A 12,801-nucleotide genomic window follows, 5' to 3' on the forward strand; every position below is an offset into this window, starting at 1 on the left:
ATTTATTTGTCCTTAATGAGCACAGAATAAACTTTATTGGCTAATCCTCTTGCTGCGGCTAAAAATCTATATTTAACACGCGTTTCTCCTGCCTTATAATGCAATTTGTTTGTGCCTACGAATAAAAGTTTACCCCCCGCTTCTTGCAGGATAACTTCAGGGCCGCAAAGATCCCATAAGTGGCAATGGCCTGAAAAATTAAAATAAAGGTCAGCCTCTCCTTTAGCAATTTTTCCAAACTTTAAGCCTAGGGAACCATATTTGTAAATGTCGGTTATTCCCAATTGCTTGGCAATTTCATCGACCTTTGTACTCCAATGAGTCCTTGATTGTATCAAAGTGGCTTGCGAAGTATTTGAAATTGCCCTCACCCTAAGATTAAGTGTCTCATTTCTAGTAGTATAAAAAGCACCTTGATTCCTAATAGCATAGTAAAGTTCATCCGTATCGGGTTGATAAACAACCCCAAGCCAAGCCTCGTGGTGAATAGAAAGCCCAAGCATAATAGACCATTGAGCACTGCCGGCAACGAAATCTGCTGTGCCGTCAATTGGATCTACGAACCAGATACGATTTTTTGATTGTTGGTTTAAGGGGATAGGTTCCTCTTCAGAAATGACCAGATCAGCTGGGAAGGCGTTTCGCAAGTTGTTGAATAAAAATTGACTCGCCGCCTTATCGGCATCAGTTACTAACCCCAAATGCTTTCCTTTATCATAAACCGCATAACCTTGTGTTCGAATAGTCTGAACCAGCAAACCAGCCTCACGGACGAGAGTGATTGCAAATTCTAATTCTTTTTCTAATGAATTCATGGCTAAGCTCAATGCCGTTTTAGTATTATAGTTTTAACATAATTCATGCCATTTAAAATTTAAATGTTAAGGAATCTCAATGAAGGATTTTTTTTCTGGAATTCATTATTTTATCCTGGGATTTAAAAGTCTGACGCAACAAGGATTAAGAACGCTTATAATTTTACCCATTGTTTTTAATTTATTAATTTATACCGCTATTGCTTACATAGGTTATCATTATTTATCGCCTTTAGTTCATCATTATGTGGACAAGCTCCCGGATTGGCTTGGCTTTTTGAGTAGTCTTTTTACTATACTTTTCTTTGTTTTATTCTTTCTGTTTTTTTTAACTACTTTTTCTGTTTTAGCGAATATCTGTGCAGCGCCTTTTAATGGTTTATTGGCTGAGCGCGCTCAAAAATTAATAAAAAATGAATCTTTACCTGAGCGGAGATGGTTAGATCTTATAATCCAATCTATCAAACGACAAGGACAGTTTATTCTTTTCTACTTGCCCCGTTTCATCTTGATGTGTCTATTATTTTTTATTCCGCCCCTACATCCCTTATTACCTTTCTTATGGTTTTTGTTTAATTCCTGGGTTTTAAGTATCCAATATCAGGATTTTGTAATGGATAATAATTTAATTGATTTTAAAAAAATGCGTGAAATGATTAATCATAAAAAAGCTTTATCATTAGGATTTGGTATGACGATTAGCAGTTTAAGTTTTATTCCATTTTTTAATCTTATGGTATTGCCTGCGGCAGTAATAGGGGGTGTATATCTCTTTTCAAAAGAATATCGGTAATAATTTTTCTAAAATTAGACAAAATTCTAAAAATAGAATATAGTTAAAGATAGAATTGGCAAAAAGAGACTATCATGAAGACTTCTGCTCAAGTATCGTTGGCGGTTCCTAATGAGGTAGCATGGAAAGCTCTGAAAAATTTGATCGAAAGGTTTAATTTTACGAAGGAAGAAGCACTTTGTTTAATGGGGGATATGCCTGCCTCTTCTTATTACAAAGGGATCAGTAAGTTCGATGGTAATTTAACCCGAGATGAAAAAGAGCGTATTTCTTTATTATTAGGAATTTATAAAAATTTGCGAATTTTATTTACGGATAGCAACCAGGCTATGTCCTGGATTAATCGGGAAAACGCCTTACCTCCTTTTAATGGCATTACTCCTAGAAGCTATTTGATGGAGGGAAGCCTTATGAGGCTAGCCGAAATACGACGATTTTTGGATTTTTGGAGGGGTTATTAAAAGGATGTTTAAGCATACTGATTTTAAGGAAAAAACACACCGCCTTATCCCTTCACGCTACCCTCCAATAACATTATTTGATTGGGCTGAGTCACAAGAAGAGCTTGAGCAGATTGCCCATCTGGAAGGGTTAACCAATGACCGTTTGACGACGGAGTGTGGTCATATTTCCCTGGTAGCAAAAGAGGATTGGATAGGTGGGCCCGGCTCAACACCGTTAATGGCTGCTTTTACACACTTTGGTGTTTCACGATTTAGTGACGGGACGACCTATGGAATTTATTATGCAGGGGATTCAGTCAAAACAGCCATTGCAGAAACCAAGTTTCACCGCGAGCGCTTCTTGGCAGCATCAAAGGAGCCACCTTGCATTGTACAAATGAGAGAATACACAGCTTATGCCACAAAAACGCTGATAAATCTTTGTGATGATCGGTATCAGGAATACCTAAGTCCGGATATTAACTCTTATTTTAAAAGCCAGGAGCTTGGACGGGAAATAAAACGACAAAATGAATGGGGTGTGATTTATCCTAGTGTTAGAAATACCGCCCTGCAAGCGCGCTGTTTGGCAGTTTTTAGACCCCCAGCATTAACTATTCCTAGGCAAGCTGGTCATTACGATTACATTTGGGATGGTAATGCCATTTCAGAAGTAAAAAAATCCATTAATGTTAGATGAATATTTGCAAAAGCCTGCTATTCTTAATAAAGCAGTTTGGAACATTAAAACTGCTAAACTTTAATTAACATTTAATAGGAGTTTTTTGTCACGGTAGACATTTTGTAGTTGTCTATTGCCAGAAAACCTCACTGGAGATACGACGATGAAAGCGATAATGTTAAGTGTTTGTTCTTTCCTTCTTTTAATTCTTAGCATCCCTTCCTGGGCTGATAAAGTAGTCATTAGTGGTAGTCCCGTAGTCCTGGAACAACGCGGTGATGTTTATTACGTACCGGATACTTATTCTGCCAGTACAACTTACCACTATGTGACAGTAGGCGGGGTTAACAAAGTTTGCTATGCGGAAGCACAACCTAATTTGGCTTCATTAAATACCCAAATCATTGATGTTGAAGTAGGTGGTAGTAAAGTTCAATGGACTTGCTATCCTTATGATGAAACTTATTTTACTGTAAGCCCATAATATTAAACGAATAATAGCGGTTTTTCCGCTATTATTCGTTTATCCTCCACATTAGCTGTTCGCCCTGTTATTCGTATTGAAATCTTTAAATTGTAAATTTAACTACTCCATTGATTAAAAAATAAGTATATTAGTTTCAATAAGGAAGTATTTGTTAGTATTTGTAATCATGGAGAAAAAAAATGGCATTTACTATACCCCTCTTGGATGTATTAATTCTGCAATCCCAAAATTTGGATACCGCCTACAAAGAAGAGCGTTTGGCGATGGACAAAAAACGCTTTTTTTCCTCTTTACGAGGGTCTACGTCAAATCCGATGCGTCTGGATGATATTAAATTTATTACTACTTTCGGCGGAAATATTTCCAACAATCAATTTAATTATCAGATTCTTAGAAAAGCCCTAAAAAGTGAGAATCCTACTGTACAAGAGTATGGAATGTTTTTAAGAAATGCTTTGTCGGGTGCTTTTTTGTTACATCTTAGCAAGATTAATGACGGCTATCTGTTTGAAGAGTCAGTTAAAGATCGTTCTGCAATGGCTAAATTAACCTGCAATTTATTTAGTGTTGAAAAATTTAGTGACGTACCTAAAAAAGAATTGAGGATTTGTTTGGAAGCGTTGCAAACTTATCTCAGTACAGTAACGAATAGTAGCGGTTTAAGGCTAAAATGGCATCCCTCTAAAACAAACAGGGCTTTGTTAAGAGATATTGCTGAAGAAATGAATTTATTAGGATTAACAAAAGCTACACGCTCTGAATTAAGTGTATAACACTTAAAGTAGCCTGGGTAAATTGGAACTGAATCGTCTACATCCTCTAAAACACAGTCCGGTTCTACTTTCCGGCTTGTCCACGGGATCCAAAATGCTGCGCTAAAACACTGGATCTCGTTGACAAGCCGCGGGGCGTAGGTAGAAATGTTATCAAGAGAAAGGTGAACAGCAACCTGGGCTATATAGTCTTACAACTTTCAGTCTTGTGTCTCACCTGATAAGGAAAAGAGGGTGATATACTAATTGTATGGATGTAATGTAGTCAACTATCCATGTTAAGACAAGGATTGGCAACGTGAAAGGATTTGTCTCTGAAGAACTTACTGAATTTGCACAAATGATTTATCAGCAGGGCATTTCTGCAGATCTTAGCTCTCAAATTATCGAATTATTAATTGATAAAATTGGTCTCATTTTGGGGGGATCGTGTTTTTTCTCAAGTCAAGCCGTTTATAAGGCTACGACACAATTTGCTGCACCAGGTAATGCAAGGGTAGCTTATTATGGGGATAAACTTTCTCCTGAACAGGCGGCGTTTATAAATGCAAGTTTTGGCCATGCGCAAGATTTTGATGATACTCACCTTCAAGCCATTACTCATCCAGGCGGTGTCATTATTCCTGCTGCTTTTGCTATTGCTAACCAATCGGGTGCTACCCCACAACAAATTATTCGTGCTGTAGCCGTAGGCCTCGAAATTATGATTCGTATTGCGTGCTCTATACCAGCTTGTCATGCTAAAGGATTTCACACGCCCACTGTAGCAGGACCTTTTGCAGCAGCTATTACTGCCAGTTTGTTACTCAGTTTAAATCATCAGCAATGTCTTAATGCATTAAGTATTGCAGGGAGTTATGCCGGTGGGTTATGGGAGTATACACAAACCGGCGGTACAGCAAAACGCATGCACTGTGCAATTGCGGCTACTGCTGGCATTAAGGCAGCTTATCTGGCAGCCCAAGGAATTACGGGGCCTCATTCTATTTTGGATGGAAAATTTGGTGTATGTCATGTATTCGATAATGGATCGCATACTCAGCAGTTGAATACTGAATTGGGTGAAGAATATTTATTAAAAACAATTGCTATAAAAAACTATAATTGTCCTTTTAGCATTCATGCTGCTCTAGAAGCTTTATTAGAAGTTTGCCAGCTCTACAAAATTGAAATTGGTGAAATTGAAAAAATAGAAGTGGGGACTAGTCGTTTTACCCTTAACCATGTAGGAAAGATCCGACATCCAAAGAATGCAATGGAAGCTCAATTCAGTATGGTTTTTACATTAGCATTAGCTCTTGTAAAGCGTCCACCACAAATGCATGATTACAGCGAGGAAAATATAGACGATCCAGAAGTGCGTTTATTGTCCAGTAAAATCCATTTATATGAAGATGCGTTAGCAACCAGAGAACAAGGTGAGAATATGGGAAGTATTGTTAAAGTGATTGCTAAAGGTAAACAGCACTTTGAACGGCGTATCAAATATGCAAAAGGAACTCAGCAAAATCGATTATCAATAGCCGAAATCGAATCTAAATTTAAAAACTGCGTTTCACCGGTCATGGATGAGTCAAAATCTAATACTTTGTTGGAAAAAATAAAAAATTTCCCTCATTTAACAAATAGTGAAGAACTTACCGACTTATGGAATTTGCAAGAAGAGACTGCAAGTGTCTCCAGGGGTAAACTATGAATACTGGATTAATTGTAATTGATTTTATCAATGATATCGCACACTCCGATGGTAAAATAGCCACAGCGGCTCCCTTTATTAATAAAAATAAAACAATTCAACATGCAAATAAGCTCATTAATATCGCAAGGGAAAAGCAGTTTTTACTTTTATTTATAAAAGTAGGGTTTTCTACAGACTATCGAGAGTGCCCGGAAAATTCCCCTGTATTCGGAAAAGTAAAAGATTCACAAGCTCTTAAGCTTGGCACCTGGGGGACTGCATTCCATGAAGAATTGGCCGTATTGCCTCATGATATTGTGATTACCAAACACCGGGTAAGTGCCTTTTATGGCACCTCGTTAGACGTTTTTTTGCGTACTAACCAGATTAATACAATATTGCTTAGTGGTGTGGCCACCAATATGACAATTACTTCTACGGCCAGAGAAGCACATGATCGAGATTATAACGTATTGATTATTGAAGAGGCGTGTGCTGCTGCAACAGAGGAAATTCATAGAAATAGCCTCGAATTGCTCTCTCGCGTAGCAAACGTTATCCCCCTGAGTCAATTAGAAACAGAAATGTTGTATTAGACTATTCTTTATATAGAAGGTAATTTTAGGAAGGGAAAATGGATGGCTACAATGGTAGGAACCCAGGAAAAATTTGAAGATGCACTCTATGGGCTATGTGAGTTGGACTATGATGTGGTTGAAGCTTATAACACCGCTATCCATCGTCTTGACAATGCTACCTATAAAAATAGGTTTAGAGAGTTTAAAAAAAATCATCAACATCTCATCAACGAGATTACGGATTTATTTAAAGAACATCACATGGTTGCACCATCTGGACCGGATGCTAAAAAGTTATTAATTCAGGGGAAAGTAATTTTTGCTAATCTTTTTGGCGATGAGGCTATTCTTCAAGTGATGCTTTTCAATGAGAAAGATCTTAATACAGCTTTTGAGCGTTTAAATTGCCATGAAGCTAAATGGAAAGACGCCACCAATGTTCTTGAACAAGGTTTGGGAAATGAAAGAAAACATAAACATTGGCTTGAGGCGATGTTGGAATAAAGTACTTCTTAGACGTAATTATTTTTTGGCATAAATCACTATTGATAATAAAACTAACCCCATTCCTGTACACTGTAATGCGGTTAATTGCTCATTAAGAATAGCCCATGCCAGCAAAACAGTAGCTACAGGCATTATGGCGGTGGATAGGGAAGCCATAATACTGTCCACTAATTGATAGCCAAAATACCAAAAAACGTAAAATAAACCCGAGCTTAATCCTAGGATAAACAAAATTAACCAAGTGTTCAGGGTGGGTGTGGGGATGCCAACATAGTAATAAATCCCTACGGGTAATATTAAAAGAGCATTAATACCATTCATAACCGCAGAGGTAATAAAGACAGGCAAGCGATTGGGATGAATTTTACACAATACGTAATAAGTCGCTTCGGGTAAAAGGGAGAATAAAACAATAAAATCTCCTAAAAACGAATGAATTGCCTGATTCCCTTGCAATTTATCGTAAGCAATCACGACAAGCCCAAGGGTGGCAAAAACAATACAAAAACTTTGCTTGCCTGAAATTTTTTCCTTAAGAATAATCCAGGACATAATCGCAATAATGGCAGGTAGGGTGCTGGTGATAATACCTGCTACATTGGCGTCCGTGTAATGTAATCCTAAAAGCATTAAACAATTAAACAATACTCCGGCAGAGAGTGCCTGAGCAACAATAAATACCCAATCACGACGAGTAAGTAGTGAAAAATAATAACGCAATGATAATTTTTTTGCAGGACTTAACCAGTGTAAGGGAAATAGGATCAAGGTCGCTAAAGCAAAACGCATAGCTAATAGAAAAAATAGAGGTGTAGAGGACAATATAATTTTTGAAGAGACAATATTAACTCCCACCATAACCTGAGCAAGGATTAAAAATAATAAACCACTATGCCAATTGGCTCTTTTTTGCATCGTAAGCAAACCTCTGTGTTTCAAGTAAGAAGATTTTAACAAGTATTAATAAGAATTAGTTATCTAAAACACGCATCGATTTTGCTTTTATGTTCATCATTCGCCATTGAGTAGGCGAGATGCCATACATTTGGTGAAAGCGTCGGCTAAAGGCAGATAAATTTTCATATCCGACTTGGTAAGCAATCTCTTCAATACACAGGTTGCTATTAATAAGCAATTGCTGCGCGTATTCTAATTTTTTTAGCCGCCAATACTCTGCCAGAGTAAAACCGGTATTCAGCTTAAAACGGCGTTGAAGCTGGCTTTTACTCAAATAACAGTGTCTGGCTAACCGGTCAATGTCAACCGGTGTTGCCAAGTGCTTATCCATCCAGCTTTTTGCAAGAACCACAGAACGATCAGTTGTCCAATCAACGGGAAGAAGACTCATCAAAAGTTGATAAAGCGACAAATCTGCCAAATGATTTGAATAATTCTCCAAATAGCAATGGGCAAATTCAAGATACTTTTTTAAGGCGGGATTTAAATTTAAAAAAGAAGGTAGTTTGTGAGTCTTCCACTCTGTACAAGTGTCAGGAAGGTCAACAACCAGGAATAAATTATCTTCGCTGCTAGCAAAACAGTGCCTTGTGTCGGCTCGAACATAAGCAGCGGTCTCTTCATCAACAAGCCCAGCTTCTCCACCAGTTTCAAGTTCAAGCCGGCCTTTGAGAGGTAAAACTAATTGTGAAAAATCATGGGAATGGCTACACGTTTCTTTTGTATAAGATCGCAAGGAAAAAAGAACAGACATATTCTAGAATCACTTATTTAAGGACAGACAGTGTAACACAGGGTGTTTGCAAATAACTCAGGGGTTATTATACTTTTTGAATGGGATTTTTTCTGTTTTAAATTTGACAGTTTCTGTATATTTTCTATACTTAAAGTGTAGGTTGAATATTAGAGCCCACGTTGTTGGGAGCTAAGTTTAACCTCTCCACCTTCGGGTGGATTTTTTTTATCTGTTGTTATCTTTAAAAAGACAAAACTCCTTCCTTCTATCCTATTTCTTATCCCTTGGGTACTGTTACTAAACACCCTTCAATTGTTCAAGAAATCGTGGCGAAAAATCAGAGCAATATCAAACCATTTTGAATTAGTTTAACAGCGTCATCTTGCATAAATTACCGTGATTCTGAGCAAAGCGACCTTCTGAGGGACGAAAGGCAGTGTAAAATTTGGAATTCTTCACTATGTTCAGAATGACGTTTTTCTTACGTCCTGAAAGCAGCGCAGCTGCTTGACGAATCTCTAATAGATAAAATCCCGCTCTTAAACGAAGAGATCCTTGTTTCTAATTTAGAGAAAGTATGATTTTGCCTTAATTAAATTGAAATCAGCGACTAGATGTGTAATTGTGTTACAAAGATTGTTCAGTCTCATGGAGGAAGTATGGATTCCCATGATTTGCTAAAGGAAATAGATGCACTTGTTAGGAGTTATGACTGGACTAAAGAGGTGCGTTTTAATTGGCTACGCAATGTTGGAAAAACACTGGTTTTTTTTAAAAACCCTGAGTATGCATTGGAGTTTAATGCTTTAAATCAAGAGGAATCTTTATCCCCCAGAGGCATTCTGGCAATTAATTGTTTGCTTAACCAAAACTGTGCAAATGAAATAAAAATTGCTGGTATTAAAAAAATTTTGCGAGATAAAGGGTATAATGGAGAGGATGAAGAGAAGAGTGGCCTAAGAACAGATATCACGCATACAGTTTATGGGCAGTTGGCAAGAATGATTGCTAACTATGAAAAAAATGAAAGTTGCTATATCCCAATAAAGTTTTAGAACTATCTCAGCTCACAAGTGCCAGTGATGATACATTGCTTTAGTATGTATGGAATGGGAAAGGTATTAAAAGTCTCTAATTTTAGTACGGAGAATGTTTATGCAATATATTGATGTGAATGACGTAAAAAAGTATGCCCGGAATGTTGAGGAAGCCTGCGGGCGCACTGGTGTACCCGCAAAGTTTCCCGAAGAAACATGGGAAGGAAATGTAGCCTATGTTGAAGCAATGTATAATGATCTTCGCAAAACCACTTCGAAAAAAAATTTCGAAAAATATGCTCAAGCCATTTATTTGGCTGCCCACTGGCTAAATGGGGCTTCAACTGAAGAAAAGCAAGAAAAACAACCCTTTTTTACTCATCATATTGCAACGCTTAAACAAGGGGCTGAACACCTTCTTCACGTTCATATTCCTGCCCCACGTGTAGTTTATGAAGCAAGTGAAGCACGTACAACAGCAGCCACTATTTTTTTTCAGAGTCCAGTATTTAAAGAACTATTAGCTTATAGAGACTTTTTAAAGGACTATAGAGGTAACCATTTTTTTGGTTTACTTCATAACCGCAATGATTACCACATTTTAAATGAACTTATTCAAACTTTAAGTGCTCAAAAGTCAATGGAAGGGATTCAGGCTGTGTTTGAAGATTTTTACCATGAGAATAGTCAAGATGGCCATAGTCGTTATGACGCTATAAATCGAAGGCAAGATATTTTAAGCTATATTCTTTCTCTATTTGGAGTTAAAGAAAAAACCAGTACTGCGTTGCTTGATGAGATAAGTAAGTACGCTAAAAACCTCTATGAATGCAACTCTGTAGATGAAACACCGGTTTGGCCTACCTCCTCCAGTTATAGTCCGGGCTAGCAAAGCCCGAACTTTATTTCAGCAAGTTATGCAAATCCAGAGAGTACAATTTTACCTCTGGATTGATTGCTTTCCAGAAGCTCATGGGCTTTACGCAAATTGGTGGAATTAATAACACCAAAGCTTTGGTTAAAAGTAGTTTTAATAACGTCTTTGTCTACCAGATGTGCAATTTCATTTAAAATATGATGCTGCTTAATCATATCGGGAGTTTTAAACATGGAGCGTGTATACATCATTTCCCAGTGGACCGAGATACTTTTAAGCTTGAAAAGAAGAATATTAAGATGCTTCGGATCATCAATTAAGGCAAATTTTGATTGTGGTTTTAAGCATTTTATCAACTCTTCGGTATGCTCATCGCTATGGGTAAGGCTGATGACATAATCCACTTCAGAAATCTCTAACTGCTTTAGTTGCTCTTGCATTGGTTTACTATGATCAATGACATGATGTGCCCCCTGATTTAATATCCACTGTTTGGATTCTTCTCGTGATGCTGTCCCTATTATTGTTAAAGAGGTAAGTTGGCGAGCTAATTGCACTAAAATGGAGCCTACACCACCGGCAGCTCCCGTAACTAACACGCTGGATTTTTCACTGGCTGTAACACGCAAGCGATCAAAAAGGATTTCCCAAGCGGTAATTGCTGTTAGAGGCAGCGCGGCTGCTTTTTCAAAAGACAGGCTTTTAGGTTTTAAGCCAACAATGCGCTCATCTACCAAATGAAACTCACTATTACAACCTGGGCGAGTGATATCACCAGCGTACCAAACTTCATCACCAGGTTTAAAAAGGGTTACTTGTTCACCAACTGCTTTGATAATTCCTGCTGCATCCCAACCTAATACGCGATATTCTCCGGGCTGCGGTTCTTCTCGAAGTCTTACTTTACAATCTACCGGGTTTACTGCCACCGCTTTTATTTCCACTAATACATCTCGTCCGCTTGCCCTAGGTGTCGGGAGCTCTACATCTATTAATGAATCAGGATTTTCAATGGGCAGTGACTTTGAGTATCCAATGGCTTTCATAATTGTCCTTAATGTTTAGCCTGACTAGAGTTCATATCATATAGGAATTTATTCCTTTTCTAAATTGGTGTTCATTCGTTTAATAAACTGATTAAGTTGTTCCTTTTCTTCTTTACTAAAACCGGATAACGCAAGGTCATTTAAATCTGTTGCGCAGCGATTCATGGCTTTTTTAACATCGAGCGCTTTTTGAGTCAGATAGATTATAGAAATACGCCTGTCATTTTCAGCGGGTTTTCTGTAAATAAACCCATCACGTTCCATGCGATCCAGTGTCCTCACTGCAGTGGGTTGTTCAATACCTATCAATTTGCACATTTGAGCCTGCGTTAAGGCATCCTGTTTAAAAAGTTCCAGTAAAAAGAAGGTATACGCGTGTGTAATAGCATAAGGTTTTAATAATTCATTGGCTTTTTTTATAAGCAAACGATTGGCTTTTTTAATCAAACTGGACGTTAACATCGGTTCTTCCGGAGATATATCAATTGCTAATATATAGCATACTATGGTATAGTAAGCAATAATTCGTTGTGTTAAGGAAGTTAACTATGTCTAAACAACCTATGTACCAAGTTGATGCGTTTACTACGACATTGTTTGGAGGCAATCCTGCAGCAGTTTGTCCCTTGGAAGAATGGTTGGATGAGCAATTAATGCAATCCATTGCCACTGAGAATAACTTATCTGAAACAGCCTTCATTACAAAAGAAGGAGACCATTTTCATATTCGTTGGTTTACGCCCAATTCTGAAGTTGCTTTGTGTGGACATGCCACTTTAGCAAGCGCCTATGTGATCTTTGAAAAATTAGGCTATCCGGGTAATAGTTTGGTTTTTCAGAGCTTAAGTGGTGAGTTAAGAGTGGCAAGACAAGGCGCTGCGTTGCAATTAGATTTCCCTGCACTTCCCTATACCGAGATTAAACCCTCACCGGCTTTATTAGCTGCAATGAATATAGTTCCAAAAGCCGTTTATGAAAGTACTTTTGATTTGTTAGTCATTTGTGATGACGAAAAGGATGTCCAAAAGGCACAACTGGATTTGAATGCCATCAGCCAGTTGCAAAATAGGGGAGTAATTTTGTCAGCCCCTTCAACCCAATTTGATGTGTATTCCCGCTGTTTTTATCCTGGTTGTGATGTACCAGAAGATCCTGTAACAGGTTCAGCGCATTGCGTCATTGCCCCTTTCTGGAGTGAACGTCTAGGCAAGAAAACAATTCATGCGTTACAAGGCTTAAAGCGTCAGGGTGAGCTCATCTGCGAGGTTAAAAACGACAGGGTGCTGTTAACAGGAGAGTGTTGTTTATACCTAGAAGGGGCAATTACTTTAGCTTAAGCTGAATGGCAGCCGTTATGAGAGGAATTTAGTTTCCTCTCCCCTTATGCAAAGG

The 12,801-nt window shown here is 38.0% G+C and carries 16 protein-coding genes; 11 read left to right on the top strand and 5 right to left on the bottom strand.

Annotated features, from left to right (window positions below):
- Positions 1-2: 2 nt before the first annotated feature.
- On the bottom strand, positions 3-815 hold the full coding sequence (locus Ljam_RS02570; protein ID WP_058448570.1) for a 3'(2'),5'-bisphosphate nucleotidase CysQ family protein: 813 nt from the start codon (positions 813-815) through the stop codon (positions 3-5).
- A gap of 79 nt (positions 816-894) precedes the next feature.
- On the opposite strand from Ljam_RS02570, the gene cysZ reads away from it, so the two are divergent.
- The 8 genes from cysZ to Ljam_RS02610 all read left to right on the top strand — a co-directional run bounded on the left by cysZ (position 895) and on the right by Ljam_RS02610 (position 6,753).
- A complete protein-coding gene (gene cysZ / locus Ljam_RS02575) occupies positions 895-1,608 on the top strand; it encodes a sulfate transporter CysZ (RefSeq protein WP_058448571.1) in 714 nt (237 codons plus the stop codon).
- A 74-nt stretch (positions 1,609-1,682) separates the two neighbouring features.
- Complete coding sequence (locus Ljam_RS02580) at positions 1,683-2,069, top strand: antitoxin Xre-like helix-turn-helix domain-containing protein (RefSeq protein WP_058448572.1); 387 nt, start codon at positions 1,683-1,685, stop codon at positions 2,067-2,069.
- Between the two features lie 4 nt (positions 2,070-2,073).
- Positions 2,074-2,751, top strand: a complete 678-nt coding sequence (locus Ljam_RS02585) for an RES family NAD+ phosphorylase (protein WP_058448573.1) — start codon at positions 2,074-2,076, stop codon at positions 2,749-2,751.
- A gap of 145 nt (positions 2,752-2,896) precedes the next feature.
- The gene (locus Ljam_RS02590) at positions 2,897-3,217 is read left to right on the top strand and encodes a hypothetical protein (RefSeq protein WP_058448574.1); all 321 of its coding nucleotides are present in this window, start codon (positions 2,897-2,899) and stop codon (positions 3,215-3,217) included.
- A 182-nt stretch (positions 3,218-3,399) separates the two neighbouring features.
- Positions 3,400-3,993 carry a hypothetical protein gene (locus Ljam_RS02595; RefSeq protein ID WP_058448575.1) on the top strand — a complete coding sequence of 198 codons (594 nt, stop codon included), beginning with the start codon at positions 3,400-3,402 and terminating at the stop codon, positions 3,991-3,993.
- A gap of 298 nt (positions 3,994-4,291) precedes the next feature.
- Positions 4,292-5,689, top strand: a complete 1,398-nt coding sequence (locus Ljam_RS02600; protein ID WP_058448576.1) for an MmgE/PrpD family protein — start codon at positions 4,292-4,294, stop codon at positions 5,687-5,689.
- A complete protein-coding gene (locus Ljam_RS02605; protein ID WP_058448577.1) occupies positions 5,686-6,267 on the top strand; it encodes a cysteine hydrolase family protein in 582 nt (193 codons plus the stop codon). The genes Ljam_RS02600 and Ljam_RS02605 overlap by 4 nt, the downstream gene beginning before the upstream one ends.
- 42 nt (positions 6,268-6,309) lie before the next feature.
- Positions 6,310-6,753, top strand: a complete 444-nt coding sequence (locus Ljam_RS02610; protein ID WP_074881664.1) for a hypothetical protein — start codon at positions 6,310-6,312, stop codon at positions 6,751-6,753.
- A gap of 18 nt (positions 6,754-6,771) precedes the next feature.
- Here the strand turns inward: Ljam_RS02610 and Ljam_RS02615 are convergent, their stop codons facing one another.
- Positions 6,772-7,671 (bottom strand): DMT family transporter, encoded by a 900-nt coding sequence (locus tag Ljam_RS02615; RefSeq protein WP_065235512.1) that lies wholly within the window; start codon positions 7,669-7,671, stop codon positions 6,772-6,774.
- Between the two features lie 55 nt (positions 7,672-7,726).
- On the bottom strand, positions 7,727-8,467 hold the full coding sequence (locus Ljam_RS02620) for a helix-turn-helix domain-containing protein (RefSeq protein WP_058448578.1): 741 nt from the start codon (positions 8,465-8,467) through the stop codon (positions 7,727-7,729).
- Between the two features lie 641 nt (positions 8,468-9,108).
- Here Ljam_RS02620 and Ljam_RS02625 point away from each other — a divergent pair.
- Together Ljam_RS02625 and Ljam_RS02630 are read left to right on the top strand one after the other, a co-directional pair.
- Entirely contained in the window at positions 9,109-9,504 is a 396-nt protein-coding gene (locus Ljam_RS02625; protein ID WP_058448579.1) for a hypothetical protein, read from the top strand.
- A gap of 100 nt (positions 9,505-9,604) precedes the next feature.
- Positions 9,605-10,375: a hypothetical protein gene (locus Ljam_RS02630; RefSeq protein WP_058448580.1), complete on the top strand. Its 771-nt coding sequence runs from the start codon at positions 9,605-9,607 to the stop codon at positions 10,373-10,375.
- Positions 10,376-10,401: 26 nt separating this feature from the next.
- Here Ljam_RS02630 and Ljam_RS02635 read toward each other — a convergent pair whose 3' ends face one another.
- Both Ljam_RS02635 and Ljam_RS02640 read right to left on the bottom strand, forming a co-directional pair.
- Complete coding sequence (locus Ljam_RS02635) at positions 10,402-11,409, bottom strand: zinc-binding alcohol dehydrogenase family protein (RefSeq protein ID WP_058448581.1); 1,008 nt, start codon at positions 11,407-11,409, stop codon at positions 10,402-10,404.
- Positions 11,410-11,457: 48 nt separating this feature from the next.
- Entirely contained in the window at positions 11,458-11,871 is a 414-nt protein-coding gene (locus Ljam_RS02640; RefSeq protein WP_058448582.1) for a MarR family winged helix-turn-helix transcriptional regulator, read from the bottom strand.
- An 86-nt stretch (positions 11,872-11,957) separates the two neighbouring features.
- Between Ljam_RS02640 and Ljam_RS02645 the strand changes: the two genes are divergently transcribed.
- Positions 11,958-12,746 carry a PhzF family phenazine biosynthesis protein gene (locus tag Ljam_RS02645; protein WP_058448583.1) on the top strand — a complete coding sequence of 263 codons (789 nt, stop codon included), beginning with the start codon at positions 11,958-11,960 and terminating at the stop codon, positions 12,744-12,746.
- The last annotated feature ends 55 nt before the right edge of the window (positions 12,747-12,801 follow it).

Source organism: Legionella jamestowniensis, assembly GCF_001467745.1.
In the GTDB taxonomy this organism is placed as follows: domain Bacteria; phylum Pseudomonadota; class Gammaproteobacteria; order Legionellales; family Legionellaceae; genus Tatlockia; species Tatlockia jamestowniensis.

Coding starts and splice junctions, on each gene's coding strand:
- Ljam_RS02570 (WP_058448570.1), bottom strand. CDS start 815: ATGAATTCATTAGAAAAAGAATTAGAATTTGCAATCACTCTCGTCCGT.
- cysZ (WP_058448571.1), top strand. CDS start 895: ATGAAGGATTTTTTTTCTGGAATTCATTATTTTATCCTGGGATTTAAA.
- Ljam_RS02580 (WP_058448572.1), top strand. CDS start 1,683: ATGAAGACTTCTGCTCAAGTATCGTTGGCGGTTCCTAATGAGGTAGCA.
- Ljam_RS02585 (WP_058448573.1), top strand. CDS start 2,074: ATGTTTAAGCATACTGATTTTAAGGAAAAAACACACCGCCTTATCCCT.
- Ljam_RS02590 (WP_058448574.1), top strand. CDS start 2,897: ATGAAAGCGATAATGTTAAGTGTTTGTTCTTTCCTTCTTTTAATTCTT.
- Ljam_RS02595 (WP_058448575.1), top strand. CDS start 3,400: ATGGCATTTACTATACCCCTCTTGGATGTATTAATTCTGCAATCCCAA.
- Ljam_RS02605 (WP_058448577.1), top strand. CDS start 5,686: ATGAATACTGGATTAATTGTAATTGATTTTATCAATGATATCGCACAC.
- Ljam_RS02610 (WP_074881664.1), top strand. CDS start 6,310: ATGGCTACAATGGTAGGAACCCAGGAAAAATTTGAAGATGCACTCTAT.
- Ljam_RS02615 (WP_065235512.1), bottom strand. CDS start 7,671: ATGCAAAAAAGAGCCAATTGGCATAGTGGTTTATTATTTTTAATCCTT.
- Ljam_RS02620 (WP_058448578.1), bottom strand. CDS start 8,467: ATGTCTGTTCTTTTTTCCTTGCGATCTTATACAAAAGAAACGTGTAGC.
- Ljam_RS02625 (WP_058448579.1), top strand. CDS start 9,109: ATGGATTCCCATGATTTGCTAAAGGAAATAGATGCACTTGTTAGGAGT.
- Ljam_RS02630 (WP_058448580.1), top strand. CDS start 9,605: ATGCAATATATTGATGTGAATGACGTAAAAAAGTATGCCCGGAATGTT.
- Ljam_RS02635 (WP_058448581.1), bottom strand. CDS start 11,409: ATGAAAGCCATTGGATACTCAAAGTCACTGCCCATTGAAAATCCTGAT.
- Ljam_RS02640 (WP_058448582.1), bottom strand. CDS start 11,871: ATGTTAACGTCCAGTTTGATTAAAAAAGCCAATCGTTTGCTTATAAAA.
- Ljam_RS02645 (WP_058448583.1), top strand. CDS start 11,958: ATGTCTAAACAACCTATGTACCAAGTTGATGCGTTTACTACGACATTG.